We start from the raw sequence: 24,405 nt of genomic DNA on the forward strand, positions 1-24,405 counted from the left end.
ACTGACCTCCGGTTTACAGGTTGCTAAGTCCCAGTTTTTTCTCCAGATAGTGGATATTGGTCCCACCCTGCTGGAAGTTTTCGTCGGACATGATTTTCATCTGCAGTTCGACGTTGGTCTTGATACCGTCGATGATCAGCTCCGCCAGCGCATTCTTCATGCGCGCAATCGCCACGTCACGGTTTTCACCGTAGGTGATCAGCTTGCCGATCATGGAGTCGTAGTACGGCGGCACGCTATAACCGGCATAGATATGCGATTCCCAGCGCACTCCGAAGCCACCCGGCGCGTGGAAGCGCGTGATCTTGCCCGGACTCGGCAGGAAGGTGTTCGGGTCTTCGGCGTTGATACGGCATTCCACCGCATGACCGCGGATCACCACATCTTCCTGACGGATGGACAGCGGCTGACCGGCAGCAATGCGCAGCTGTTCTTTGATCAGGTCAACACCGGTGATCATCTCAGTGACCGGGTGTTCTACCTGAATACGGGTGTTCATCTCGATAAAGTAGAACTCGCCGTTTTCGAACAGGAACTCAAAGGTGCCCGCGCCACGGTAGCCGATATCGACACAGGCTTTGGCACAGCGGTCGCCGATAAAGCTACGCAGTTCCGGGGTGATACCCGGTGCCGGCGCTTCTTCCACCACTTTCTGGTGACGACGCTGCATCGAGCAGTCGCGCTCCGCCAGATAGATGGCGTTGCCCTGACCGTCGGCCATCACCTGGATTTCGATATGACGCGGATTCTCGAGATATTTCTCCATGTACACCATGTCGTTGTTGAAAGCCGCTTTGGCTTCCGCTTTCGTCATGTTGATGGACTGCTCAAGATCCTTGTCGCTGCGCACCACGCGCATACCACGACCACCGCCACCACCGGAGGCTTTGATGATCACCGGGTAGCCGATGCGTTTGGCGAAGGCACGGTTTTTCTCCATGTCTTCCGTCAGTGGGCCGTCAGAACCCGGAACGGTCGGTACACCCGCTTTTTTCATCGCGGTGATCGCCGATACCTTGTCACCCATCAGGCGGATGGTGTCGGCTTTCGGACCGATAAAGATAAAGCCGGAGCGTTCGACCTGCTCGGCAAAATCGGCGTTCTCAGACAGGAAGCCATACCCCGGATGGATCGCAACTGCGCCGGTGATTTCGGCGGCGGAGATCAGGGCCGGAATATTGAGGTAACTTTTGACCGACTGCGCCGGACCGATGCAGACGGTTTCGTCAGCCAGCAGTACGTGCTTCAGGTCGCGGTCTGCCGTGGAGTGAACCGCCACAGTCTTGATGCCCAGCTCTTTACAGGCACGCAGAATGCGCAGCGCGATCTCACCGCGGTTAGCAATGACAATTTTATCCAGCATGGTTCGCCTCGTTATTCGATGACAACCAGCGGCTCGTCAAATTCAACCGGCTGGCCACTTTCCACCAGAATCGCTTTCACCACGCCGGATTTATCGGCTTCGATCTGGTTCATCATTTTCATCGCTTCAACGATGCACAGGGTGTCGCCGACGTTAACTTTCTGGCCGACTTCGATAAAGGCTTTCGCGTCCGGGCTTGGGGTACGATAGAAGGTGCCGACCATCGGTGAGCGTACGATATGACCGCTGATGTCAGGTTTAGCGACTTCCGCTACCGGAGCGGTAACGGGGACAGCGGCGGCGGGTTGCATCACAGGCGCAGCATAGGCCTGCTGCTGCACCGGGTAGCTGATATTGGCAGGTGAACGGCTGATGCGAACCGACTCTTCACCCTCCGCGATTTCCAGCTCAGCAATGCCGGACTCTTCCACCAGCTCGATCAGTTTTTTGATTTTACGAATATCCATAAACGGGGTCCGTGCTCATTATCATAACGGGTGTTGTTATAGCAGAGCGCCCCGCTGCACAGGACATAGGGAGTTTAGTTGGGGTTATAAGTAAAAGGTGCTCACTGCGCTTATCCCTTTCAGGGGATAAATGTATCATTATCCTCTAAAGGGGATAATCTTGACTTTATCCTCCAGGAGGGATAGTTTGGATGATATCCTGACCAAGGGATAATCCGTTATCTGCCCAGCCCGATCCTGAATACGGTAAGGATTCACGATGATTTATAGTCCAAAACAACTTGCTAACCACGTCCGGTTGATACGGCAGAAAAATCAGTGGACGCAGACGCAACTCGCCAAAAAAGTGGGGTTGAAACAAGCCACCATCTCCCATTTTGAAAATAATCCCGACCTGACAACCCTGGCGACGCTATTTAAGATCCTGCAATCCCTCGAACTGAAGCTGGATATCTACGAGAAGCTTGAGGCAAACGAAACACCAGCGATTTACGATCAGGAGAATGACTGGTGAAACAGGCGTTGATGGCATGGATGAATGGTGAACGTGTTGGCGTGTTCACCCGACAAAGCAATGGTGCGCATACCTTCCAGTATGCCGAGAGTTGGCTGGATAACCGGCTTGCACGCCCACTTTCGTTGTCCCTGCCGCTGCAATTGCCTGTTATCACTTCAGAGAGCGTTATCAACTATTTTGATAACCTGCTGCCAGATAGTCCCTTGATTCGCGACCGGATTGTTGCCCGTTACAGGGCAAAATCACGTCAACCTTTTGACCTGTTGCGTGAAGTTGGCAAAGACAGCGTGGGTGCCGTGATGTTACTCCCCGCAGACAGTTTCCCTTCGAACCAGGGTTTACAGTATGAAACGCTCAATGAAGAGAAACTGATCCGCGTTTTATCGGCATACCAGACGGATATACCGCTCGGTATGATCCGGGATGAAGAAGATTTTCGCATTTCGGTGGCGGGTGCCCAGGAAAAAACGGCATTGTTGAAAACTGCCGAAGGCTGGAGTATCCCGCACGGCTCCACCCCCACCTCACATATCATTAAATTACCAATTGGCGAGATTAAACAACCCTTCGCCACGTTGGATATGCGCGAAAGTGTTGAGAATGAATATGCCTGTCTGGCCCTTGCCCGTGCGCTCGGTTTCAATGTGCCTGCGGCCACCATTATTCATGCCGGTAATATCCGTGCCCTGGCGGTGGAGCGTTTTGATCGCCGTTGGAATGCCCACAAAACACAACTCCTGCGTTTACCCCAGGAGGACATGTGCCAAACCTTTGGGCTGCCTTCTGCTCTGAAGTATGAATCTGATGGTGGTCCAGGCATTGCCGATATCATGGCGTTCCTGATGGGGTCGAGCCAGGCACTGGAAGATCGTGATGCATTTATGAAATTCCAGGTCTTCCAATGGCTGATTGGCGCCACAGACGGACATGCGAAAAACTTCTCGGTATTTATTGAAAGAGGCGGTAGCTATCGGTTGACGCCTTTCTATGATGTCATCTCTGCTTATCCTGTGCTGGGCGGTACGGGATTAAATATCCGTGACCTGAAACTGGCGATGGGACTGAAAGCGACGAAAGGCAAAAAAATGGAGATCGATAAAATATTCCCGCGTCACTTTATCGCAACCGCCAAAGCGGTGAATTTCGACCCAAACCGGATGGTGGACATTATTGATTTCTTTATTGCGCAATTACCCACCGCGATCCACCAGGTAGAGCGTATTTTACCGGCTGATTTTCCACCACGTATCGCCGACGCATTGTTTTCCAATAGCCTGCGCATGCTGGCGCGATTGCAGCAATAAACGTTCTGCCAACAACCACGCGCCAGTCATCGCCGTGGATAGTTATTTCTCTGTTCTGTCGAGAATAAGATAAGCGGGCTGGCACATACTGCCACGCTCCTGCACCCAGTAATAATCCATATCGGCGATGTGATCGTTCAATCCGCCATCAATACGTTTAACTTCCAGACGTAAACCCGCCATCTCTTGATAACTCAGCCCGGATTTGACGATAAATTTATATTTAACGCCCTTCTCTTCTTCGAAGGATTTAAGATACGGCGTCATCTGCTGCTGAATTTCCTTCAGACAGATAACTTCGTTGTCGATTTTAAATGGCTCACTAGCCACCCCGTCTATGGGTGCCGCAAAGGTTGATGATGAAAACAACATCAGCGCCACCAGGCTGATTTTATGTGTAACACGCATTGAAATTTTCTCCCTTTTCTACCCGCATAAAAAATCACAGCCCTGTTATCGGCACTTTTTTCCGCAGATTGACACACCCGCAAAAAAAATTTATTCACACCGAAACTTTCCTGACAGCTCCAGCGAATTGAATTAACAGCGTCACACAACCGGAATACCCTCAACCCCGCAGGAGCAGATAATGAAACGCATGAAACATCTCGTTTGTACCCTGACTATAGCTGCCGCGTTAGGCCTCTCCAGCTCGGCGCTGGCCGCGCTGCCGGTCGGAGCCAAAGCCCCCAACTTTGAACTGCAAGGCGCGCTGGCAGGCAAACCGCTGACCTTCTCACTGCAACAGGCGTTGCAGAAAGGTCCGGTGGTACTTTACTTCTTCCCGGCCGCGTTCAGTAAAGGTTGTACCCTCGAAGCCCATGATTTTGCTGAAGCTACCGATAGCTTCAAAAAAATGGGGGCGACGGTGATCGGTGTCACCGCCGGAAATACCGACCAGGTCAGCGACTTCTCGAAACTGGAGTGTCGCGATAAATTCACGGTAGCGGCCGATCCGGGAGCCAAAGTGGCGGCGGAATATCAGACCACCATGCAGATGAAGGGCAAGACGCTGTCTGACAGAACCTCCTACGTGATCGCACCAAATGGCGACATTTTGCTGAGTTATACTGACAGAAACCCCGATACACATATCGAGAAAGCCCTTGCAGCCGTGAAGCAGTACAGCGACGCCCACCCGCAAACCGCGACTAACTAATCGACGAGGCCAGCGATGTTAACCGCCATGCTGGCCGCCTTTATTGGCGGCATTATTCTTAACTTTATGCCCTGCGTTTTCCCGGTGGTTTCGCTGAAAGCATTGGGTCTGCTACGCCATGCCGATAACAGCGCCAGCGCCCGCCGTGAAGGACTGGCGTTTTTGCTCGGTGTGGTGGTGACCATGATGGCGCTGGCAGGTATCTTACTGGCAGCGCGCGCCGGTGGTGCGGCTGTGGGCTGGGGTTTCCAGCTGCAATCCCCTCTGGTGATCGCTCTGCTGGCTTTGGTGATTCTCGCGGCAGCCCTCAATCTGTTGGGCGTGTTTGAAGTGGGTCTGTCGGTACAGCAGGTAGGCGCGATCGATATCGGACGCGGTGCCTTTGTGCGTTCAGCCCTGACCGGTGCACTGGCGATCATCGTCGCCACCCCTTGTGCTGCGCCGTTTATGGCGAGTGCCATCGGTTATGCACTGGTCCAGCCCCCGGCTGTAGCGCTGGTGATCTTCTTTGCGTTGGCGCTCGGGTTTGCAGCCCCTTTTACCCTGGTGTCGTTGTTTCCGGCGCTGGCAAAATTCCTGCCGCGCCCTGGCGCCTGGATGGATATTCTGAAACGCGGCCTCGCCTTTCCGATGTTTGGCGCTTATGCCTGGCTGGTATGGATCCTGGCACAGCAGGCAGGCAGTGGCGCGTTGGCAACCTTGCTGGCCGGTTCGGTGGTGTTGAGTTTTGCCGGATGGTTATACGGCATGGCGCAGAAACGCCGTTTTGCCGGCAAAGGCCATAAGGTGCTGTTTGCCATCACCGCCGTGCTGGTGATGGCGGTACTGGCCCCTCTGCCGGGGATGATCAAGCCAGGAGCCGCATTGCCAGGCGATCAGGTTGCCGCCACCCTGACCAAAGAAAAATGGACGCCGCAAACCCTCGCCGAGCAGCGCGGGCACGGTAAAGTCATTTTTGTCGATTTCACCGCATCCTGGTGTATAACCTGTCAGGTTAACGAGAAAACCTCGCTATCAACCCAGGCCGTGAAAGAGGCGCTGGCAAAAACCGGCACCGTCTACATGGTGGCTGATTCCACCAAATTTAACCCCGATGTCGATGACGCACTGGGTGAGTTCGGCCAGGGCGGTCTGCCGATGTATCTGGTATATCCGGCCAATGGCGGGCCGCCAAAAGTACTGCCGCAGGTGCTTACCCCCGGCATTGTGGTTGATGCGCTGACTCAGGCGGCGAACAAAAAAGCCTGACCCAACAAGGCGGAATATGGATACAAGCGATACCGAGCGCGACAACTGGCCTGCACTGATGGAACGGGCGCAGGCGGGCGACCAGTCTGCATATACCCGACTGCTGAAAGCGCTGGTGCCGGTGATTCGATCGCAGGTACGAAAACAGCTCGCTGACGACGCGCTGACCGAGGACGTCATTCAGGATGTGCTGCTAACGGTGCATCGGGTGCGTCATACCTACGATCCCGCGTATCCGTTCTTACCCTGGCTGATGGCGATTATTTCGGCACGCGCCGTGGATGCGTTGCGCCGTCGTGGGCGGCATCAACGCTGGGAGGTGGCCGACGATCATCTGGCTGACGTGCCTGCCCCTACGACGCCACCGCGTCAGGATTCACAGGAGGAGCTGGCCGGCTATTTGCGCCAGCTGCCTTCACGCCAGCGGGAGATTGTCGAACATGTTCATTTACGCGAAATGAGCCTGATGGAAGCGGCTGCGCATAACAACCTGAGCGTCGCAGCAGTGAAATCGTTACTGCATCGCGCGCTGACCAATTTACGCCGCTTTGGAGCACATCATGACTGACCACAACCTGTTGATAGAAAAACTCAGCCAGGCCGCACAGCCGGTGAAGCGCCCGTTACCCACCCGGTGGCGCGTGCTGGTCTGGCTGGCGATTGCATTGCCGTGCGGCGTACTCGCCAGCCTGCTGGTACAACGTAGCCTGACGGACTGGTCACAACCCGGTGCGCACTGGGCAATGGTGCAACTGGCGCTGGCGTTCCTGCTCGGTTGGCTTGCGATCAGTAGCGCCTTTAATATGAGCATTGCCGGACGCCGTAGCATCAGCTGGAAGGCCTTACTGCCGCTGGGTTTGCTGTGGCTGGCACTCAGTATCCTGAATATTCCCCGCGTCGAGCCGCCGCTGCATGTCGGGGACGGCACCAACTGTTATACCTTTCTGCTGGTGGTCAGCACGCCGATGATGGTGATGATGATTGCCAGCCTGCGCCGCACCCGGGCGCTAAATCCGGTACGCAGCCTGGCAATGGCCGGATTCGGTGTCGCCTGCATGGCGGTAACGCTGCTGGCGTTTTGCCATCCGGTGCACCTGCATAAGGTGGATTTTTTTATGCATCTGGCAGCGATTGCCAGCATTGTGGTCCTGACGGTACTGGTGGGGAAACGTTGGGTGGCGATAAGGTAAATGTTGAGGAGCGGGTGCATTGAGGCCAGCCGTAACAACCTAAAGAGTTGGCGGGGATCGCTCCCCGCCGGCTCTCTTACTTGACAGATTCACAAGCTGTGAAAACAGCAACCTCCGTATCGCCAGTTCGGATGCGGACCTCACAAAGGTCTTTCCTCAAAACCAGCACCGCCATTACAACGGCGGTACAGATAACGATCAGGGCGACAATCCGCGCCATATGCTGCTTCATAGCCTACTTCTCCTTGACCCGAAGGTCCGTAAGAGGCTACTCTAAATGCGTGTGGCATTAGAAGTGGCCTCAGTTTAATGTAAAACGTCCGGCAAGACGTCCTATGTTAACTGGGGCTTTTCTCTTTCTGCCGTTGGCAAATGCTTAAGGCAGAAAGCCTCAAGCACCCGCTGCGATTCTAATCCAACCGCCTGACTTATCCCAAATTTTTGTCCATGCCGCTGCGCTAACTCGTGCTTTTTTTTCCAGTTATGCGATCCGTGACAACCTCTTATGTAACGTTATGGAATTACCCGCTCCGCTTTGAGCTTTTCGAACAACTGAACAAACGCATCCAGCGTACTTTGATAGCCAATAAACCCGGCTTTGCGACTCTTGCTCATATCGGTAAAAGCTTCCATCGGACGGCCTAAATCGGCATCGGTATGCCACCATGAAACCAACTTATCGATATCCGCCTCGCGCAATCCGTCACGCTGCGCAATCTCGCGCCATGCGTCAGTTGCTGCCTGCATACGTCCTTCCAACGGCATCATCTGTGGTGGATAGTCGGCGGCTTCAATACCAAAATACGCCGCCAGACGCGGCCACAGCCAGTTCCAGCGGAAAACGTCGCCGTTCACCGCGTTGAAGTCCTGATTGGCTGCCGTCGGTGCGGTCGCCGCCCATACCAGTTGCTCAGCTAGCAAACCGGCATCGGTGACATCCGATACGCCGTGCCACTGTTCCGGTGAGCCGGGAAAAATAAACGGCCAGCCCTTTTCGCGACACAACGTGGCATACACCGCCAGCGTCTGGCCCATGTTCATCGCGTTGCCGAGGGCATAACCGATAATGGTATGAGGACGGTGCACGCTCCAGCGGTAACCGTATTTCTCCGCACCGGCAAAGATCTCATCCTCCTGCGCGTAATAGAAATTATCGACCGGCTGACGCCCCTGCTCCTCGCGGAACGGCGTAACCGGCACCGCCCCTTTGCCATAGGCTTCGAACGGCCCGAGATAGTGTTTCAACCCGGTCACCAGCGCCACATGTACACCGTGCAACCGCTCGCCCAGCGCCTCAATGACGTTGCGCACCATCGCACCGTTAACGCGAATGTTCTCTTTCTCATTTGCCTGCCGCGCCCAGATGCTGAAGAACACCGCATCCGGCTTCACTCCAGCCAATGCCTGACGTACTGCTACGGCATCGGTCAGATCCGCGGTCAGGCTGTGGCATCCTTCTGGCACGGCGCCACGCCCACGCGACAACCCGGTCACCTGCCAACCTTCACGTAACAGTTTCTCGGCCAGCGCACGACCAATCACGCCGCTGATACCAACAATTAACGCCTGCTTCTGCATTTCATTTCTCCTTAGTTTGCGTAATCATTAGCGTAATGAAGAATTGAATTCTCATCTCTGGCATTAATTCACATCATTCACAACCTGAGTTCATGAATAGATGCACGATCAACGTCTGAAAGATATCGTCCCCTTTGTTGCCAGCGTCGAATGCGGCAGCTTTTCAGCGGCGGCAGAACGCCTGCATATCACCGGCTCGGCGGTGAGCAAAAGCGTCACCCGGCTGGAAACACGCCTCGGCTCCCGACTGCTGGAACGTACCACGCGCAGTCTGAAGCTGACCGATGCCGGTAATGCTTACTACCAGACCTGTCTCCGCATTATGGAAGAACTGGCAGAGGCCGAGGCAGTGCTGGCGGCTCAGCGCAGCATACCGTCTGGCAAATTACGGCTGGCGGTGCCCAACACTTATGGTCGTCTGGCAGTGATGCCTCTGCTGGTGCCGTTTTGCCAGCAACATCCTGAACTGAAACTGAGCCTGCGTTTTTCCGATCGGATGGTGGATCTGTTCGATGAAGGGATTGATGTGGCGGTGCGTATTGGCGATACGCCGAATATTCCGGTCTCACTCGCCTGCCGTCAGATGGGGCGCGAACGCATGGTGTTCTGCGCTGCACCGGATTATCTGGCGCGCGCCGGTCGTCCCACCAACAGCCACGCCCTGTTGCAACATCCGGCGATTTTATACGAGCGCATCGATGGCAGTACCAAACCCTGGTTGCTGCAAGCCGAGGATGGTCATGTGCAATGGCGCAGCGTACCGCACCGTATGGCGATGGGAGATGTGGATGCACAGGTGCAGGCGGTGCGCGCCGGACTGGGCGTTGCGCAGATGCCCTCCTGGCTAATACGCGAACCGCTGGCGCGCGGCGAACTGGAGATTATCCTGCCCGCCCATCAACCTGATGGCCTAATGCTGACGCTGGTATGGCCGCGCCGCAAGCAACTGCTGCCGAAAGTGGATGCGCTGCTTGAGACACTCAGCCAACTGACGATTCGTTAACGATGATTGAGACGACGCGATAAACGGTCGCCAAACAATTGCAACAGCGTGACCAGTGCCACCAGCACCACAATCACCGTCAGCATCACCTGCATATCAAAGCGCTGATAACCGTAGCGATATGCCAGGTCACCCAGTCCACCCGCGCCAATCGCTCCGGCCATAGCAGAGGCGTTGATCATTGTGACTAACGTGATGGTAAAACCGCTGACGATGCCTGGCCGCGCTTCCGGCAGCAGCACATGCCAGACGATATGCCAGCGGTGGAACCCCATCGCCTGCGCTGCTTCGGTCAATCCTTTGTCCACTTCGCGTAAACTCACCTCGGCAATACGCGCGAAAAACGGCGTGGCCGCCAGGGTCAGTGGCACCGTTGCCGCCCATACGCCGTAGGTGGTGCCAACGACCCAGCGGGTAAAAGGGATCAGCGCCACCATCAGGATCAGAAACGGGATGGAGCGAAACAGATTCACCACCCAGCCCAACAACCGGTTCAATAAGGGATTGGGGAACAGATCGCCACGTCCGGTCACCACAAGGATCACCGCCATCGGCAATCCCAGCGCCAGCGCAAACAGCGACGACACGCCTACCATCAACAGCGTGTCCAACAATCCGGTCCACAAACGTTCAAAGCCCAGTGACATATCCTGCAATCTCCAGTTGGTCGGCGATGCCGTTTAATGCCTGCTGTGTCGCCGCACGGTCATGGCTGGTATCCAGCAACAACAACAGCTGGCCGGTCGCTTTGTTTTCCACCCATTCAATCGCGCTGAACAGCAACGTAACCTCACCTGCGAGCCGACGGCTGAGTGCACCAAGATCCGGCGAAGCCCCCTGACCGGTGTAGCGCAACCGAACCAGCAGACGCGACTGCGTATTCTGGCGTTGCGACGTCAGCAACGGCACAAGATATTCCGGTAATGCCTGATGTTGTGGGTTAAGGAGCTGTCGGGTCGTCTCCTGTTGCGGGTCGCTATACACACGCCACACCGGGCCACGTTCGATGATTTCGCCTTGATCAATCACCGCCACCTGATGACATAAGTCATGCACGACATCCATCTCATGGGTGATCAACACAATGGTGATATGGCGCTGCTGATTGATCTTCTTCAGCAGCGCGAGGATGGCGCGGGTGGTTTCCGGGTCGAGTGCCGATGTAGCCTCATCACACAACAACAATTCCGGGTCATGTACCAGCGCGCGTGCGATACCGACCCGTTGCTTTTGGCCGCCAGAGAGCTGAGCAGGCCAGGCGTGCTGACGCTGCTCCAGCCCCACCAGCGCCAGCAGTTCATCGACTTTGCGCTGACGCTCGGCGGCAGGCACCCCGGCGACTTTCATTGGCAGCTCAATGTTTTCCCGCACCGTCTTCGCCGACAGCAGATTGAAGTGCTGAAAAATCATGCCGGTGCGGCGTCGCCACTGCACCAGCTCCCGGTCACGCAAAGTACCGATGTCGATGCCATCTATCACCACCTGCCCGGCACTCGGTGCTTCAAGCCGATTGAGGCAGCGGATCAAGGTCGATTTACCGGCACCGCTACGTCCGATAATGCCGAAAATCTCGCCGCGTTTAACCTGCAAGTTGATGTTTTTTAACGCGTCCTGCGTCTGTCCGGCATAGCGTTTGCTCAGACCCAGTATCTGTACATGCGCCTTACCCGATCCTTCGTGCGCAGGATCCAGCACAGCGTCCTGCTCACCGGGTAACGTCAGGCTCACCATGATTACTGGCTCCAGCCCGGCTGATACAGCTTGCCGTAAAAGCTATCCAGTTTGGCGCGCACCACTGGCGAATGCTGATAGATATCCACAAACTTCGCCAGACGCGGGTCGTCCTGATGACCGTCACGAATCACAAACTGGATCACATATTCCGGGTGTTCCAGCCCGTCAAACAGCAGCGCTTTTTCCGGATCAATGGTTTTTGCCAGACGCAGATAATGCGGGTAGCCCTGCGCCAAATCGACCTCGTCCAGTGAACGCGACAGTTGTACCGCTTCCACCTCAATAATCTTCAAATCTTTCGGGTTGCTGGCAATATCATCGACGGTGGCTTTCAGCCCCACGCCAGGCTTCAGGGTGATCAACCCGGCCTTCTGCAACAGCAGCAGACCACGCGCGCCGTTAATTGGGTCATTGGCAATCGCCACCGTACCGCCCTGGGGAATCTGGTCCAGCGAGGTATGTTTTTTCGAGTACAGGCCGATGTTATTAATAATGGCTGGCGCATAAGGCACCAGGTGGAAACCGCCCTCTTTATTGGCGTTCTCAAGGAAAGGTTTGTGCTGGAACAGGTTAACGTCGATGTCACCATTTTCCACGCTGACATTAGGCGCGGTCCAGTCGGTAAACTCCACCAGTTGGACCTCCAGTCCCTGTTTTTTCGCCTCTGCCACGGCAGTTTCGAGCGGTGGCGCAAAGGCGGCGGTGGTGCCGACTTTCAGCGGCCCGCTGTAATTGGCGGCATGCGCCAGTGCGCTTACGGCCAGCAACGCGGCTGCCAGTTTTAATGAAATTTTCATGATAATTCCCTGAGATAAATGGATTAACGACGGTTGGCGGCAGGTCGCCACTGCGCCGCCGGATGGCGGTCAGGCAGACGATCCTGTTGCTGAAAAATCTTTTTACGCAGTGAGCCGGGCTGGTAGGCGGTCTTAAAGCGTCCACGTTGTTGCAGTTCCGGCACGACCAAATCGATAAAGTCACGGTAACTTTGCGGGTTGAGAATGCGCGTCAGGTTAAATCCATCAATATCGCCCTCATCGATCCAGTGGATCAGTTGATCCGCCACCTGCGACGGGTTCCCCACAATCAGGGGGTAGCGACTACCCATCGCGTGCTGTTCCAACAAGCGCCGCCGCGTCCAACCGCTATAGGCTTTGCTTACCGATTCAATCGCCCGCGTGTCACCGCTGGTAATGGGTTCATCGAGGCCGAAAGCCGCCAAATCCAGCCCAATTGAGCTGGAGAAATGAGCGATGCCCGCTTCCGGGCTGGCGTATTCGAGGTAGCTGCGATGCTTCTCCTGCGCCTCGCGTTCGCTGGGAGCAACAATCACGCTGACACCCATAAAGATGCGCAAATCGTCGGCGCGCCGCCCGGCATCGACTGCGGCCTGGCGCAGACGCTGGGTCTGCTGGCGCATCAGTGCCGGAGAGCTGGCGTTGACAAAGCTGCATTCGGCATGACGCGCCGCAAATTGGATACCGCGTGGCGAGCTACCCGCCTGAAACAGCAGTGGCGTGCGTTGCGGTGACGGGCTGCTGAGGTGATAACCCTGCACCTGGTAAAATTCGCCCTGATGATTGATGTGATGAATTTTCTGCGCATCGGCATATAAGCGCCGCTGGCGGTCCACCACCAGCGCGTCATCCTGCCAACTGCCCTCCCACAATTGATAGCTGACATCCAGAAACTCATCAGCCTGATCGTAACGACGATCGTGTGCCAGCAGTTCGCGCTGCCCCACGGCACGCGCCGCGCTGTCGAGGTAGCCGGTCACGATATTCCAGCCGATACGTCCCTCAGTCAGATGGTCGAGAGTGGACAGACGACGCGCAAAGGGATACGGCGCTTCGTAGCTCAGATTCGCGGTGACGCCGAAGCCCAGATGCTGCGTGACGCCCGCCATCGCCGAAACCAGCATCAGCGGATCGTTGACCGGAAGCTGAATCGACTCACTGGCTGTCAGGTTGATGCCCTGCTGATAGACGTCATACACGCCCAGAATATCGGCGATAAACAGGCCATCGAACAGGCCGCGCTCCAGCAGTTGTGCCAGCTCGGTCCAGTAGGCCAGTGAGTTGAAATCCACCGATTTGTCCTGCGGATGCGTCCACATGCCGTGATGGATATGACCGACGCAATTCATATTGAAGGCGTTAAGCAGGATATGCTGCTGACTCATAGCGTCCCCCGGCGCGGCGGTAACACGCCGTTCAACAGGTAGTTACCAATCGCCGGGTATTTCCAGCGCACCGGATCGTGCAAGGTATGGGTGCGTGCATTGCGCCAGTGGCGGTCGAAGTTATGTTCGCGCAGGCTGGCGCGCGATCCACCCAACTCAAACAACAGGTTGCCCGCCTCCAGCGAGACTTCGGTGGTCCAGGCACGCGCTTGCGCCACGGTGACTGAGGCCGCCGCCACGTTTTCTGCCGTGGCGTGTTGCTGGGCCCGATCCACCGCATCACCCGCCAGCGCCAGCAGGGTATCTCCGGCGGATAACCGTGCGGCCAGACGACCGATACGATCCAGCGTCAAGGGATCGTCGCTGGCGCGCTCAACCCCGCTGTCCGGCCACGGACGGGCGCGGTTACGCAGAAAATCGAGCATGTCATTGAAGGCCGCACGGGCGATACCCTGATCGATTGCCGCATGCAGAATCTGTGCAAAAGGACCAACGGCAGTGGGCCGTTCAAACGCGGTCTGAAATGGCACCACATCTTCATCGCTAACGATGACATCGACAAACTGCACGCTGCCGCTGCCGGTGGTGCGCTGACCAAAGCCGCTCCAGTCATCTATCACGCTGACACCCGCCTGATGGCGCGGGACAAAGACCAGCTGCTCTTTGTCGTCATCACCGCGCGCGGCGGTGGGGATGCGGTCAGCAAACAACGCGCCGGTAGCGTAAAACTTGCTACCGGTAAGGCGTCCCGCTGTCACACGGGTGCTGCGCTGGTGCGCCGATGGCGAGTTGAACTCTGCCAACGCATTGCCCAGATGTACCCCAGCCAGCACTTCGTCATACAGCCGCTGCTGCTGCGCCGGGCTGCCGTTAACCCGTAATACTTCCAGCGCGTAGAAATGGTTTTGTGGCACCTGACCGATAGCAGCATCCGCTTCACTGAGGATGGCCACAATCGCCGCCAACTGTGCCGAGGGGATGGCTATCCCACCGAATGCCCGTGGCACAGTAATCGCCCCCAGACCCGAGGCGAAAAACTGTGCCAGCTCATGATGCGGCAGTTGACGTTCGCGATCGCGCAGCGCAGCATCACGTCGGAATTGCTCCGCCAGCTGCTGTGCCACCGCCAGCGCCTGCTGCGCATCGTTAATCCGCGTGGCGGGCAGTTTAGGCTGAACCTGCGTCATGTTCGCTCCTTAAATCCAGGCATGGCGCGCGGGCAGCGCATCATTGAGGTAGTAATTGCCGATGGCATGGGTTTTCCAGCGCACCGGATCGTGCAGGGTATGGGTGCGCGCATTACGCCAGTGACGATCCAGACCATGCCGCAGCAAGGTGGCGCGACTGCCGCCCCATTCGAGCAGCTTCTCGCTGGCACGCAGCGCCACCTCCGTGGTCAGCACCTTGGCTTCCGCCACCGCAATCGACGCCCGTGCACCGTTTTCCGCGTTCAGTGACGGTTGATCGATAGCGTCCAGCACGCGCGCCGCGTGGGCCAGCAGCGCATTGGCCGCCGTCAGTTCGGTGCTGATACGACCAATATCGGCCAGAATGTAGGGGTCATCCGCATTACGGCTGACGCCCGCATCCACCCACGGACGCGAGCTACTGCGCACAAACTCCAGCGCATCATCCAGCGCCCCCTGGGCGATACCGGCATCAATTGCGGCCTGAATCAACTGCGACACCGCACCGCGCAACGTGGGTTTGTCTGACGCGGGCAGCGGGATGACCCATTGCGCATCCACTGCCACCTGCTGCAAACGTACGGTGCCGCTGGCGGTGGTGCGCTGACCGATACCGGACCAGTCATCAACAATCTCCACCCCCGCCGCCGGCAGTGGGATAAACGCCATCACCGGCTGTTGTTGATCCTGAAACGCCGTGGTCACCAGAATGTCGGCGAACAACGCACCGGTTGAGTAGAATTTTTCGCCGGTGAGGCGCAGCCCCTGTGACGTTGTCACCAGTTGCGCCTGCACATCACGGGTATGCCGGGTATTTTTCTCCGGGCCACCGTTACCCAGGCGTTGCCCGTTGACCACCGCGCGCAATAATTGCTGCTGCTGGTGCGACGTTCCTTCGCCAAGGATGAACTGAATCAAACCAAAATGATTTTGCGGAATTTGTCCCAGCGAAGGATCGCTGGCGGAAATAAGGCGAAAAACTTCAGCCACCGTCTGGAATGACAATCCTCCCCCACCAAACTGGCGCGGCACGCTAATACTGCCCAGGCCCAGTTGCGTAAATTGATTAAGGAGTTCACGCGGATAAATACGTTGCTGATCGCGCTCGACTGCCCCGACTTTGGCCTGCTCCGCCAGATGGCGGGCAGCATTGATCGCGTCAGCATCATGGGTTAACACCGCCGCAGCAGGGTTATCTTTGCTTAAGGTTTGCGTCATGGTTTATTTCACAACAGAAATAACAGATTGGCAGGGATAATAATCAGGCGGTCTGAAGCAAGTAAATAGTGAGGTTATGCTATATCTGCACAAGGTTTTTTGTTATTCAGATAAATAGATACGGATAAAGAAAGCACGCTGAAAGCAGGTATTTCAGCGTGCTCATTTTCCTAAGAAGAAATATCGCAATCCAATGTTATTTTATTAATAAGGACCAGGGGAAATCGCGCAATCATTATTTTTACTCCTCGAGGCAGATTAATCAGTAAGCCAGCGTTTGTTGCAAAATCTCACCAAAGGCAACGCAGATTTGCCCCTGCTCACGGTGTTCTGCGGGTCGACTCAGCAGCACAAATTCCGCTTCAGGCAGGCTCGGTAACACAGGTTGTTGCAGCACCACTACGCCTTCGCGCGGCATTGCCGAACGATTCAGACACGCGACACCCAGCCCCGCCGCCACCGCATCCTGTAATCCACGCACGCCCGAGGAGATGTGACGGATAAACCAGGCCTGATGCTCGCGACTTAACACCTGACAGGCTGCACGGTGCAGCATGCACCCTTCCGGCAGCAACACCAGCGGCAGCGGCTGCGCCAACGACAATCCTGCGGCACCCACCCATAGCAGCGGTTCACGAAAAAGTCGCTTTTCCTGTCTGGCATCCCCTGCCCGGCTAAAGCCAGGCACCCGCATCACCACCGCCAGATCGAGCTCGCCACGCTGCCATGCAGCATCGATTTCGGCACTTTTGCCCATCGTGGTGCGCAAGCGAAGTTGAGGATAGTCACGCGCATAACGTGCCAGTAGCGCGACGATAGCATCTGGTCGGCAATAATCGGTGATCCCCAGACGAATCTCCCCGCTGAGTGTTACTCCCTGCAAATCGCGCCACGCCAAATCTGCCAGCGCCAGCAGATGGCGGGCATGATGCAACAGTTTCTCTCCGGCTGCGGTTGGCGTCACGCCGCTTTTACTGCGCACCAGCAAAGTTTGATTGGCCCGTTGCTCCAGTTTACGCAACTGCTCGCTCAGTGCTGATTGTGACAGACAACGCTGCGGTGCAGCGGCTGTCAGACTACCGGCGTCTACCGCAGCCACAAAGCTGCGCAACTGTTCCATATCGAAGGTGTTCATCTTATCCAACGGTTTTATTAATGGATGATAACCAATCTTCCTGCTTTTATGGTGAAAAGGAAAGCGGAATACTCCCTCTCAGTTCACATGACGAGGAAGAAAACATGCCGCATATCGTTTTACAGTTATCAGGCGAGCACAACGCCCCGCTGATGCATCAAGCCGTCCAGGTCATTCAGGATCTGACCGCAACCGTTCTGGGAAAAGATCGCCCGGTAATGGCCACCACCGTACAGTTTATTGCAGATGACCAGTGGTTTATCGGTGGTGAAACGCTGAAAACCCTGGCACGCAGCGCTTTTCATCTGGATATCAGCATCACCGATGAAACTAACACCAAGGCAGAGAAAGCGCGTTTTGTGCGTGAGCTGTATCAGGCACTGGCGGTGCTACGTCCGGATCTGCATGAGGTCAGCTATATCCACCTGATCGACGCCCGCGCGGCCGCCTATGGCTACGGTGGACGGACTCAGGAGTGGCGACACCAGCAGGCCGGGGTGGCTTGATTTGCCTTGTCACTCCCGACACAACGATTGTCCGGCTTAACAAAGCCCGTCCATCACGTCTGCTTTAGGTTGTTCTTTAACACTTTCTCTGTGAGGTAAGCGCACGATGAACAACCTGCATTACAAAAGTTTGCTGGAAATTGGCCGCCTGATTCAGTCGCGTGACATCACCTCGGTAGAGGTCACCAACGCCCTGCTGGCGCGAATTGATACGCTGGATAAGCAACTGCATAGCTATTTTTATGTGATGCGCGACAGCGCGCTGCAACAGGCGGCCCAAGCCGACCAGGAGATCGCCAGTGGGATCCTTCGTGGCCCGCTGCATGGGGTGCCGATTGCGCTGAAAGACCTGATCTGGACCAAAGACGCCCCCACCACTCACGGCATGATCATTCATAAGGATCATTATCCGGCGGAGGATTCGACGGTGGTGGAGCGCTTCCGCGCGGCAGGGGCGGTCATTCTCGGCAAACTGGCGCAAACCGAAAGCGCCTTCGCCGATCACCACCCAGAGATTACCCGCCCGACCAACCCGTGGGGCAGCGCGCTGTGGACCGGCGTCTCCTCCAGCGGCTCCGGCGTCGCCACGGCGGCGGGCCTGTGTTTCGGGGCCATCGGTACCGATACCGGCGGCTCGATCCGTTTTCCGTCTAACGCTAACGGTTTGACGGGCATCAAACCCACCTGGAGCCGCGTCACCCGGCACGGTGCCTGTGAACTGGCAGCTTCGCTCGATCATATTGGCCCGATGGCACGTTCTGCCGCCGATGCTGCCGCCATGTTGCAGGCCATTGCCGGGCGCGACGAGAAAGATCCCACCTCCAGCAGCGAGCCAGTGCCGGACTATCTGGCGCTGATGACGCGCGGCGTCAGCCACCTGCGCATCGGACTCGATAAAAGCTGGGCGTTAGACAAAGTGGATGATGAGACTCGCGCCGCATTGCAAGCTACGATTGCGACCCTGAGCGAGTTGGGTGCCACCTTTGTGGATATCACCATGCCGGACACCGAAAAAGCCGCCGAGGAGTGGAGCGCGTTGTGTGCCGTCGAAACCGCGCTGGCGCACGAAGCAACCTACCCGGCTCAAAAAGATCAATACGGTCCGGGGCTGGCGGGTTTACTCGATCTCGGCCATCGCGTCACGGCGCTGGAGTATCAACGCCTGCTGCTCAGTCGGGCGGCGCTGCGTGGTGACATCTCCGCCCTGTTCAGCAAAGTCGATTTGCTGCTGGCCCCGGCCACCGCTTTTGCCGGTTTAACCTGGGACACCATGACCTGTTTTGGTACTGATCAGGCACTGTTTAACGGCGTGCTGCGCTATACCAGTGCATTCGATGCCAGCGGCCATCCCACTATCACTCTGCCCTGTGGCATGACCGCTGCTGGTGCGCCGATTGGCTTCCAGCTGGTGGCGGCGCACTTTGCCGAAGCCACCATGATTCAGGGTGCCTGGGCCTACCAGCACGTTACCGACTGGCATAAACAACACCCGACGCTGTAACCTCCTCACTGGCCGCTGCGGCGGCCTTTTGTCGCTTTCATGGCCCAATAATTGCTTTATTTTTTCCACTTCCGCCCTTTTCGCCATGTTTAGGGGACGTTGTCATGAAAGAAAATTTCACCACCGATAACCTGGAAAATCGTCATCGCTTTGACGCCTGGCGTGACGCGGTCTGCTCGCGTTTGATCAAAGCCGAGGCACGCCAAACCCACGCCGGGGAGTTCTCTGGTAGTTTCGGCTATTCGATGCTGGGGCATGTGGATATCGCCAATCATATCTCGCGTACCGCGCTGGTGTGGCAACGCACGGCTGAGTGCATTCGCCGCCATCCCAATCATGATTTCTATCTGGGCTATATTTGCGCCGGTTCCGGCACCTTAAGCCAGAATGACAACCATTCACGCGTCCATGCCGGTGATGTGGTGATTTATGATGCCGCCACTCCGTTTGATTTTGCCATGGAGAATGTCGCCATCAATATCGTCCATCTGCCGCGTCAGATGATTGAGAAAGAGGCACCGGCTATCGCCCGGCTGGCAGGAAAAGCGCTGGACCTTAGCCGTCCGGGTATGACTTCGCTGAAACACATGCTGACCGAGGCGTTTACCTTTAATGCCGAACGCGAAAATGCGTTTCTGACGGAGCAGTTTGCCAACACGCTGCTGAATATCATTTCGGTCAGCCTGAATTTGCAGAAAAGCGATGCCGCGCTGAAGCCAGACCTGTTTTCGCGTGTGGTGAGTTATCTGCGGCAAAACCTGCATCAGCATGAATTGTCAGTGGCGCAAATTGCCAACGCACATCATGTCTCCCCGCGTACCGTCAGCCGGGTGTTTGCCGCTCATGGCACCACGCCGATGAATTTTGTCTGGCAGGAGCGCCTGCTGGCAAGCCACAAAGTGCTGGCCGAAGGTAAAGCGAGCAATATCACCCAGGTAGCGATGGATCACGGGTTTAGCGATATGTCGCACTTCAGCCTCGCGTTCCGCAAGGCCTTTGGTTACACCCCCAGCAGCCTGATCCGCCAGCCGCAAAACTGATTATTTTTGCAGGCTGTTGATCACCCGTTCAGCGGTATATTCCATGCTGCTGCGGGTGTTCATCGCTTCACTGCGCATAAAGCGGTACGCCCCGGATTCATCCAGTCCATATTCGCGCATCAGCATGCCTTTGGCCTGCGCCAGACGCTCGCTTTTAACTTTAACCCGTCGCCGGGCGTGCTGGCGTGTCGCCTGGAGGGTGCCGATAACCTGCACAATCAATGCAAAGGGATTCAAGGTGCGTTCGGCGATGGCAGTCGGTTGCAGTTCAATTAACAGGGGAAACAGGCGCGCATTTTGACAATCGGCCAGCGCGATCACCGGAATATTGGCCTGACGCCAGGCGCGTAATAACGGTAGCAAGGTCTGCTGATAGTGAGGTTCAACCGCCACAATGACCAGATGGACGTCAGTGGGAGCCTGTGTCGGTAATGGCCAGCTGTGCTGCGCCTGACAGCCGAGCTGCGTCAACGACGCACAGAAGGCGCGCACGCTCTGCGCATCGGGATGGAAGAGATGCAGCCGGACGCCCGCCAGTGTAGCCAGTAAGGATTGCTCAGTCATGCTTCACCCTGGGTTAATGGAGTGTGAAGCTTTACACTAAGCAAGTGTGGAAGCGCCTGCTGTGTTGTGGCGGTCGGGAAATGTGTCAGTTGAGACAACAGCACGATCCGTAGCGGCGCGATTTATCGTGCACAACATTGCGCGATAAATCGCGCCGCTACGTTAAAGGACGACCATCAGGCATGAAAACCCAAAAACTGTTCGGCAATGCTGGCACTGGAGGTGGTTAGCGGATCGATATGGTGAATAATTCCCCCCTTTTCAATCACATGGATCTGGTCCGACAGCGCATAGAGAAACTCAATATCCTGTTCCACCAGGATGATGGAGATATCCATCTCATGCCTGAGTCGTTGCAACGTCTCAATAATCTCCTCACAGATATTCGGCTGGATCCCCTCAGTGGGTTCATCCAGCAGCACCAGTTGCGGCTGACCACATAAACAGCGGGCCAGCGCCAGCAATTGCTGTTCACCACCGGACAAAGATCCCCCCGGCTGCGCCAGCAGGCGTTTCAGACGCGGGAAGATCTCCAGCATCTGTTCGATAATCTGCCCGGCCCGGGAAAAGTGCTTCACGCAGCCCATGCGCAGATTTTCCTCTACCGTCAGCAACGGGAAGATTTGCCGCCCCTGTGGCACAAAACCGATGCCTGCCGCTGCCCGCTGATGTGCCTGATACGCGGTGATATCGATGCCGTTAAGCGCAATGCGGCCCTGCCAGGCGGGCAGTTCACCCATAATGGTACGCAGCAGCGTGGTTTTACCCATGCCGTTACGTCCCAGCACGCCGGTAAAGGATTTGGCCCCGACAAAGAGTTCGGACAGATGTAACACTGGAATTTTGTTATACCCAGAAACCATCTCTTTGATTTCAAGCATGTTTAATCTCCACATTGCCGAGATAGGCCTCTTTGACCAGTGGGTTGCTGGTCACGTCGCGAAAGCTGCCCTCCGCCAGTACCGCCCCCTGATTAAACACCGTCACCTGCTGCGCAATCATGCTGATGAACTCCATATCGTGTTCCACCACCACCACGGTGCTTTGCTGGTTGATGGCTTTGATCAGTTCAGCGGTTTTGCGGACTTCGTGATGTGTCATCCCGGCGGCAGGCTCATCCAGCAGCACCAGTTGTGGGCGCGAAATCAGGATCATTCCCAGCTCCACCCACTGCCGCTGACCGTGCGCCAGCTCGGACAAAGTGGCGTCAGCAAGATGCAGCAGGCCAATATCCTGCAACACCTGTGCAATGGCGGCGGGCACGGCGGATTTCGCCATTTTATTCGCTGCCGCCTGCCACAGATTTTCGCGCACGCTTAAACCTTCAAACACGCTGGGAACCTGAGTCTTGATACCGATACCAAGACGGGCAATCTCCCACGGCCGCAGCCCGGAAATCACCCGGTCACGATAGCGGCATTCGCCACGACTGGGCGTCACCTGACCACTCAACATCTTAAAGAAGGTACTTTTTCCCGCACCGTTCGGACCGATCAGGCAGCGCAACTCGCCCTCGTGCAGGGTGAAATCGACCTCTTTCACCGCATGAACGCCGCCAAAGCTGACCCCCATTTTTTTGGTTTGTAACAGGACTGCCGCGCTCATTGTTTCACCTCGCTCACCTGTGGCGTGGCTGCCTGCACCGTCGGCTGACGTTTACGCCGCCACAAACGTTGCAGCGTTGGCAGGATACCGCCGGGGATTAACAACACGAAGACCGCCAGAATCACCCCCAACACCAGATTGACGTCCACCGTCTGCTGCGCGCCGAGGCGGGTGACCATCCATTGCAACAAAATGCAGCTGATCACCGGGCCAATCAGCGTGCCGCGCCCGCCAACGATCACCCAGATAATGATCTGCGCCGACTGGCTGATGCTGAACACGCCAGGGCTAACAAACGCGCCCCAGTTGACGTACAAACAACCCGCCAGTCCGGCAATCGCCGCGCCGATGGCGAAGGTCGCCAGCTTGTGCGCCGGGACGTTATAGCCCAGCAAACCGGCACGCTGTTCATTTTCACGAATCGCGACCACGGTTTTGCCAAAACGGCTGAGTAAGGTGAATTTCAGCAGCACGTAGCACAGCGCCAGACACCCTGCCGTCACCATAAAGATCGCCTCTGGCGATAAGATCGCATCGGGCTGGAACGGCATATTCAGCGTTGGCACCGACGGAATACCGTTGAAGCCGCCCAACAGCGCCTGGCCGATATGGTATTCACTGCCCGCCGTCGAGTTGACCCAGTTAAACAGCACCAGGCTCACCGCCAGGGTGATGGCACCGAGATAGACATCGCTGACACCGCCGTAAAAGATCACATAACCGAGCAGCAGCGAGAACAAGGTCGGCAGCAGCACCGCCAACACCACCGCCCAGGTGGAATCACCCCAGTTGATGGCGCAGATGGCGTAGGTATAGGCTCCGAGGCCGAAAAACGCCGCCTGGCCAAAACACAAAATGCCGCCGTAACCCCAGATAAACGCCAGACTCAGCGACAGCAACCCCATCACCAGAAACACCGTGACCGACAGCAGCGTATACAACTCCAGCGTGCCGGAGAGCCACAACGCCCCCAGCATCACCACCAGCGCCACCACAATGATTTGTACGCGTTCGGAAAACAGTTTCATCACAGCGACCTCCTGAAAAAGCGTCCGGTGATGCCCTGCGGCAACAGTCGCAACAACACAATGGCGCTTAACAGCAACGCCACCGCGCCAAATACCGGCGTCCAGGCGTAGGTCGCCAGTTGCGAGATGGTGCCAAACAGGGTGGAAGAAGAGAGGGTTCCGGCGATGATCGCGCTACCGCCGCCAATCACCGTAATAAATGCCTTGGCGATAAAACTGATGCCAATGGTCGGGATGACCCCGGTAATGGGGGCCAGCAATGCCCCGCCGAGGCCCGAAAGCGCCGCCCCCAGTCCGAACGTCAGGCTATAGATTTTGCCAGGATTGGTGCCGAGTGCCGCCGCCATGCGCGCATTCTGCATGGTAGCTCGCGCGCACAAACCGAGGGTGGTGTAGCGCAACAGCAACCACAACGCCCCCACCAGACACAGCGCAAACAGGATGGTAAACAGCGAATAGCCACTGGTACTGTAGATGCCAACCGTGACGCTCGGCAGCGGCGAACTGATACCCAGCGTGGTGTTGCCAAACACCATAGTTGCCGCCCCGATCAGCGCCAGACTCAGTCCCCAGGTCGCCAGCATGGTGTCAATCATCCGGCCATAAAGATGGCGGATAATCACGCGTTCAATCACGATGCCAAACACCCCCACCACCAGCGGAGCAATTACCAGCATGGCGATCCAGATGGGGACACCGAGATGGTTGGTGGCGAGAATCGCGCTGTAGCCGCCGAGCATCATAAATTCGCCATGCGCCATATTGACGATCTTCATCATGCCAAACACCACCGCCAGGCCGAGGCTCATGATAATCAGCACCGCGATGGCATTGAGCACCTCAATGCCATAGATAATCAACAGATCCATAGTGGCT

At 56.5% G+C, this 24,405-nt stretch carries 27 protein-coding genes; 10 read left to right on the forward strand and 17 right to left on the reverse strand.

The window, feature by feature from the left end; all coding sequences use genetic code 11:
- Positions 1-13 precede the first annotated feature (13 nt).
- Positions 14-1,363, reverse strand: coding sequence for an acetyl-CoA carboxylase biotin carboxylase subunit (accC, locus tag AC6I8N_RS22190; protein ID WP_497830790.1), 1,350 nt, complete (start codon positions 1,361-1,363; stop codon positions 14-16).
- 11 nt (positions 1,364-1,374) lie between these two features.
- On the reverse strand, positions 1,375-1,830 hold the full coding sequence (gene accB / locus AC6I8N_RS22195; protein ID WP_208726434.1) for an acetyl-CoA carboxylase biotin carboxyl carrier protein: 456 nt from the start codon (positions 1,828-1,830) through the stop codon (positions 1,375-1,377).
- Positions 1,831-2,089: 259 nt separating this feature from the next.
- Between accB and hipB the strand changes: the two genes are divergently transcribed.
- Together hipB and AC6I8N_RS22205 are read left to right on the forward strand one after the other, a co-directional pair.
- Complete coding sequence (hipB, locus tag AC6I8N_RS22200; protein ID WP_208726431.1) at positions 2,090-2,344, forward strand: type II toxin-antitoxin system antitoxin HipB; 255 nt, start codon at positions 2,090-2,092, stop codon at positions 2,342-2,344.
- An 11-nt stretch (positions 2,345-2,355) separates the two neighbouring features.
- The gene (locus AC6I8N_RS22205) at positions 2,356-3,651 is read left to right on the forward strand and encodes a type II toxin-antitoxin system HipA family toxin (RefSeq protein WP_497831168.1); all 1,296 of its coding nucleotides are present in this window, start codon (positions 2,356-2,358) and stop codon (positions 3,649-3,651) included.
- A 42-nt stretch (positions 3,652-3,693) separates the two neighbouring features.
- On the opposite strand, the gene AC6I8N_RS22210 is transcribed toward AC6I8N_RS22205, so the two are convergent.
- Entirely contained in the window at positions 3,694-4,059 is a 366-nt protein-coding gene (locus tag AC6I8N_RS22210; protein WP_497830791.1) for a hypothetical protein, read from the reverse strand.
- A 181-nt stretch (positions 4,060-4,240) separates the two neighbouring features.
- Between AC6I8N_RS22210 and AC6I8N_RS22215 the strand changes: the two genes are divergently transcribed.
- The 4 genes from AC6I8N_RS22215 to AC6I8N_RS22230 are packed head-to-tail and all read left to right on the forward strand — an operon-like array spanning position 4,241 to position 7,248.
- Positions 4,241-4,810, forward strand: a complete 570-nt coding sequence (locus tag AC6I8N_RS22215) for a peroxiredoxin (protein WP_497830792.1) — start codon at positions 4,241-4,243, stop codon at positions 4,808-4,810.
- A gap of 15 nt (positions 4,811-4,825) precedes the next feature.
- Complete coding sequence (locus tag AC6I8N_RS22220) at positions 4,826-6,058, forward strand: protein-disulfide reductase DsbD family protein (protein ID WP_497830793.1); 1,233 nt, start codon at positions 4,826-4,828, stop codon at positions 6,056-6,058.
- A 16-nt stretch (positions 6,059-6,074) separates the two neighbouring features.
- Positions 6,075-6,626, forward strand: a complete 552-nt coding sequence (locus AC6I8N_RS22225; RefSeq protein WP_497830794.1) for a sigma-70 family RNA polymerase sigma factor — start codon at positions 6,075-6,077, stop codon at positions 6,624-6,626.
- The gene (locus AC6I8N_RS22230; protein ID WP_415174309.1) at positions 6,619-7,248 is read left to right on the forward strand and encodes an NrsF family protein; all 630 of its coding nucleotides are present in this window, start codon (positions 6,619-6,621) and stop codon (positions 7,246-7,248) included. Before AC6I8N_RS22225 ends, AC6I8N_RS22230 begins: the two co-directional genes overlap by 8 nt.
- Positions 7,249-7,324: 76 nt before the next feature.
- On the opposite strand, the gene AC6I8N_RS22235 is transcribed toward AC6I8N_RS22230, so the two are convergent.
- Entirely contained in the window at positions 7,325-7,480 is a 156-nt protein-coding gene (locus AC6I8N_RS22235; protein WP_013511466.1) for a Hok/Gef family protein, read from the reverse strand.
- 281 nt (positions 7,481-7,761) lie between these two features.
- Entirely contained in the window at positions 7,762-8,826 is a 1,065-nt protein-coding gene (locus AC6I8N_RS22240; protein WP_497830795.1) for an SDR family oxidoreductase, read from the reverse strand.
- 100 nt (positions 8,827-8,926) lie between these two features.
- On the opposite strand from AC6I8N_RS22240, the gene AC6I8N_RS22245 reads away from it, so the two are divergent.
- Complete coding sequence (locus AC6I8N_RS22245; RefSeq protein WP_497830796.1) at positions 8,927-9,829, forward strand: LysR family transcriptional regulator; 903 nt, start codon at positions 8,927-8,929, stop codon at positions 9,827-9,829.
- Here the strand turns inward: AC6I8N_RS22245 and AC6I8N_RS22250 are convergent.
- The 7 genes from AC6I8N_RS22250 to AC6I8N_RS22280 form a co-directional block, all read right to left on the reverse strand.
- On the reverse strand, positions 9,826-10,476 hold the full coding sequence (locus AC6I8N_RS22250; protein ID WP_497830797.1) for a methionine ABC transporter permease: 651 nt from the start codon (positions 10,474-10,476) through the stop codon (positions 9,826-9,828). The two genes, AC6I8N_RS22245 and AC6I8N_RS22250, sit on opposite strands and share 4 nt — an antisense overlap.
- The gene (locus AC6I8N_RS22255) at positions 10,460-11,560 is read right to left on the reverse strand and encodes a methionine ABC transporter ATP-binding protein (RefSeq protein ID WP_497830798.1); all 1,101 of its coding nucleotides are present in this window, start codon (positions 11,558-11,560) and stop codon (positions 10,460-10,462) included. The genes AC6I8N_RS22250 and AC6I8N_RS22255 overlap by 17 nt, the downstream gene beginning before the upstream one ends.
- Before the next feature lie 2 nt (positions 11,561-11,562).
- A complete protein-coding gene (locus tag AC6I8N_RS22260; protein ID WP_208726408.1) occupies positions 11,563-12,360 on the reverse strand; it encodes a MetQ/NlpA family ABC transporter substrate-binding protein in 798 nt (265 codons plus the stop codon).
- Positions 12,361-12,383: 23 nt separating this feature from the next.
- Positions 12,384-13,745 carry an LLM class flavin-dependent oxidoreductase gene (locus AC6I8N_RS22265; RefSeq protein ID WP_497830799.1) on the reverse strand — a complete coding sequence of 454 codons (1,362 nt, stop codon included), beginning with the start codon at positions 13,743-13,745 and terminating at the stop codon, positions 12,384-12,386.
- Positions 13,742-14,932, reverse strand: coding sequence for an SfnB family sulfur acquisition oxidoreductase (locus AC6I8N_RS22270; protein ID WP_497830800.1), 1,191 nt, complete (start codon positions 14,930-14,932; stop codon positions 13,742-13,744). Before AC6I8N_RS22270 ends, AC6I8N_RS22265 begins: the two co-directional genes overlap by 4 nt.
- A 9-nt stretch (positions 14,933-14,941) precedes the next feature.
- The gene (locus tag AC6I8N_RS22275) at positions 14,942-16,150 is read right to left on the reverse strand and encodes an SfnB family sulfur acquisition oxidoreductase (protein ID WP_497830801.1); all 1,209 of its coding nucleotides are present in this window, start codon (positions 16,148-16,150) and stop codon (positions 14,942-14,944) included.
- Between the two features lie 262 nt (positions 16,151-16,412).
- The gene (locus tag AC6I8N_RS22280; protein ID WP_497830802.1) at positions 16,413-17,285 is read right to left on the reverse strand and encodes a LysR family transcriptional regulator; all 873 of its coding nucleotides are present in this window, start codon (positions 17,283-17,285) and stop codon (positions 16,413-16,415) included.
- A 104-nt stretch (positions 17,286-17,389) separates the two neighbouring features.
- Here AC6I8N_RS22280 and AC6I8N_RS22285 point away from each other — a divergent pair, with 104 nt between their 5' ends.
- The 3 genes from AC6I8N_RS22285 to AC6I8N_RS22295 all read left to right on the forward strand — a co-directional run bounded on the left by AC6I8N_RS22285 (position 17,390) and on the right by AC6I8N_RS22295 (position 20,332).
- On the forward strand, positions 17,390-17,791 hold the full coding sequence (locus tag AC6I8N_RS22285; protein ID WP_415174318.1) for a tautomerase family protein: 402 nt from the start codon (positions 17,390-17,392) through the stop codon (positions 17,789-17,791).
- 106 nt (positions 17,792-17,897) lie between these two features.
- On the forward strand, positions 17,898-19,292 hold the full coding sequence (locus AC6I8N_RS22290) for an amidase (protein ID WP_497830803.1): 1,395 nt from the start codon (positions 17,898-17,900) through the stop codon (positions 19,290-19,292).
- 104 nt (positions 19,293-19,396) lie between these two features.
- The gene (locus AC6I8N_RS22295; RefSeq protein ID WP_497830804.1) at positions 19,397-20,332 is read left to right on the forward strand and encodes a helix-turn-helix domain-containing protein; all 936 of its coding nucleotides are present in this window, start codon (positions 19,397-19,399) and stop codon (positions 20,330-20,332) included.
- Here AC6I8N_RS22295 and AC6I8N_RS22300 read toward each other — a convergent pair whose 3' ends face one another.
- From AC6I8N_RS22300 to AC6I8N_RS22320, 5 genes are all read right to left on the reverse strand, one after another.
- The gene (locus AC6I8N_RS22300) at positions 20,333-20,896 is read right to left on the reverse strand and encodes an ANTAR domain-containing response regulator (RefSeq protein ID WP_497830805.1); all 564 of its coding nucleotides are present in this window, start codon (positions 20,894-20,896) and stop codon (positions 20,333-20,335) included.
- A gap of 176 nt (positions 20,897-21,072) precedes the next feature.
- The gene (locus AC6I8N_RS22305) at positions 21,073-21,777 is read right to left on the reverse strand and encodes an ABC transporter ATP-binding protein (RefSeq protein ID WP_497830806.1); all 705 of its coding nucleotides are present in this window, start codon (positions 21,775-21,777) and stop codon (positions 21,073-21,075) included.
- Positions 21,770-22,501: an ATP-binding cassette domain-containing protein gene (locus AC6I8N_RS22310; RefSeq protein ID WP_208726388.1), complete on the reverse strand. Its 732-nt coding sequence runs from the start codon at positions 22,499-22,501 to the stop codon at positions 21,770-21,772. The genes AC6I8N_RS22305 and AC6I8N_RS22310 overlap by 8 nt, the downstream gene beginning before the upstream one ends.
- The gene (locus tag AC6I8N_RS22315) at positions 22,498-23,529 is read right to left on the reverse strand and encodes a branched-chain amino acid ABC transporter permease (RefSeq protein WP_208726386.1); all 1,032 of its coding nucleotides are present in this window, start codon (positions 23,527-23,529) and stop codon (positions 22,498-22,500) included. The genes AC6I8N_RS22310 and AC6I8N_RS22315 overlap by 4 nt, the downstream gene beginning before the upstream one ends.
- Positions 23,529-24,398: a branched-chain amino acid ABC transporter permease gene (locus AC6I8N_RS22320; RefSeq protein ID WP_497830807.1), complete on the reverse strand. Its 870-nt coding sequence runs from the start codon at positions 24,396-24,398 to the stop codon at positions 23,529-23,531. The genes AC6I8N_RS22315 and AC6I8N_RS22320 overlap by 1 nt, the downstream gene beginning before the upstream one ends.
- Positions 24,399-24,405 lie beyond the last annotated feature (7 nt).

The organism is Pantoea sp. X-Soil-TKNS-1279, assembly GCF_059730565.1.

What these genes read in the sequence shown, in the direction of transcription:
- accC (WP_497830790.1), bottom strand. Translation starts at nt 1,363, where the DNA reads ATGCTGGATAAAATTGTCATTGCTAACCGCGGTGAGATCGCGCTGCGC.
- accB (WP_208726434.1), bottom strand. Translation starts at nt 1,830, where the DNA reads ATGGATATTCGTAAAATCAAAAAACTGATCGAGCTGGTGGAAGAGTCC.
- hipB (WP_208726431.1), top strand. Translation starts at nt 2,090, where the DNA reads ATGATTTATAGTCCAAAACAACTTGCTAACCACGTCCGGTTGATACGG.
- AC6I8N_RS22205 (WP_497831168.1), top strand. Translation starts at nt 2,356, where the DNA reads ATGGCATGGATGAATGGTGAACGTGTTGGCGTGTTCACCCGACAAAGC.
- AC6I8N_RS22210 (WP_497830791.1), bottom strand. Translation starts at nt 4,059, where the DNA reads ATGCGTGTTACACATAAAATCAGCCTGGTGGCGCTGATGTTGTTTTCA.
- AC6I8N_RS22215 (WP_497830792.1), top strand. Translation starts at nt 4,241, where the DNA reads ATGAAACGCATGAAACATCTCGTTTGTACCCTGACTATAGCTGCCGCG.
- AC6I8N_RS22220 (WP_497830793.1), top strand. Translation starts at nt 4,826, where the DNA reads ATGTTAACCGCCATGCTGGCCGCCTTTATTGGCGGCATTATTCTTAAC.
- AC6I8N_RS22225 (WP_497830794.1), top strand. Translation starts at nt 6,075, where the DNA reads ATGGATACAAGCGATACCGAGCGCGACAACTGGCCTGCACTGATGGAA.
- AC6I8N_RS22230 (WP_415174309.1), top strand. Translation starts at nt 6,619, where the DNA reads ATGACTGACCACAACCTGTTGATAGAAAAACTCAGCCAGGCCGCACAG.
- AC6I8N_RS22235 (WP_013511466.1), bottom strand. Translation starts at nt 7,480, where the DNA reads ATGAAGCAGCATATGGCGCGGATTGTCGCCCTGATCGTTATCTGTACC.
- AC6I8N_RS22240 (WP_497830795.1), bottom strand. Translation starts at nt 8,826, where the DNA reads ATGCAGAAGCAGGCGTTAATTGTTGGTATCAGCGGCGTGATTGGTCGT.
- AC6I8N_RS22245 (WP_497830796.1), top strand. Translation starts at nt 8,927, where the DNA reads ATGCACGATCAACGTCTGAAAGATATCGTCCCCTTTGTTGCCAGCGTC.
- AC6I8N_RS22250 (WP_497830797.1), bottom strand. Translation starts at nt 10,476, where the DNA reads ATGTCACTGGGCTTTGAACGTTTGTGGACCGGATTGTTGGACACGCTG.
- AC6I8N_RS22255 (WP_497830798.1), bottom strand. Translation starts at nt 11,560, where the DNA reads ATGGTGAGCCTGACGTTACCCGGTGAGCAGGACGCTGTGCTGGATCCT.
- AC6I8N_RS22260 (WP_208726408.1), bottom strand. Translation starts at nt 12,360, where the DNA reads ATGAAAATTTCATTAAAACTGGCAGCCGCGTTGCTGGCCGTAAGCGCA.
- AC6I8N_RS22265 (WP_497830799.1), bottom strand. Translation starts at nt 13,745, where the DNA reads ATGAGTCAGCAGCATATCCTGCTTAACGCCTTCAATATGAATTGCGTC.
- AC6I8N_RS22270 (WP_497830800.1), bottom strand. Translation starts at nt 14,932, where the DNA reads ATGACGCAGGTTCAGCCTAAACTGCCCGCCACGCGGATTAACGATGCG.
- AC6I8N_RS22275 (WP_497830801.1), bottom strand. Translation starts at nt 16,150, where the DNA reads ATGACGCAAACCTTAAGCAAAGATAACCCTGCTGCGGCGGTGTTAACC.
- AC6I8N_RS22280 (WP_497830802.1), bottom strand. Translation starts at nt 17,285, where the DNA reads ATGAACACCTTCGATATGGAACAGTTGCGCAGCTTTGTGGCTGCGGTA.
- AC6I8N_RS22285 (WP_415174318.1), top strand. Translation starts at nt 17,390, where the DNA reads ATGCCGCATATCGTTTTACAGTTATCAGGCGAGCACAACGCCCCGCTG.
- AC6I8N_RS22290 (WP_497830803.1), top strand. Translation starts at nt 17,898, where the DNA reads ATGAACAACCTGCATTACAAAAGTTTGCTGGAAATTGGCCGCCTGATT.
- AC6I8N_RS22295 (WP_497830804.1), top strand. Translation starts at nt 19,397, where the DNA reads ATGAAAGAAAATTTCACCACCGATAACCTGGAAAATCGTCATCGCTTT.
- AC6I8N_RS22300 (WP_497830805.1), bottom strand. Translation starts at nt 20,896, where the DNA reads ATGACTGAGCAATCCTTACTGGCTACACTGGCGGGCGTCCGGCTGCAT.
- AC6I8N_RS22305 (WP_497830806.1), bottom strand. Translation starts at nt 21,777, where the DNA reads ATGCTTGAAATCAAAGAGATGGTTTCTGGGTATAACAAAATTCCAGTG.
- AC6I8N_RS22310 (WP_208726388.1), bottom strand. Translation starts at nt 22,501, where the DNA reads ATGAGCGCGGCAGTCCTGTTACAAACCAAAAAAATGGGGGTCAGCTTT.
- AC6I8N_RS22315 (WP_208726386.1), bottom strand. Translation starts at nt 23,529, where the DNA reads ATGAAACTGTTTTCCGAACGCGTACAAATCATTGTGGTGGCGCTGGTG.
- AC6I8N_RS22320 (WP_497830807.1), bottom strand. Translation starts at nt 24,398, where the DNA reads ATGGATCTGTTGATTATCTATGGCATTGAGGTGCTCAATGCCATCGCG.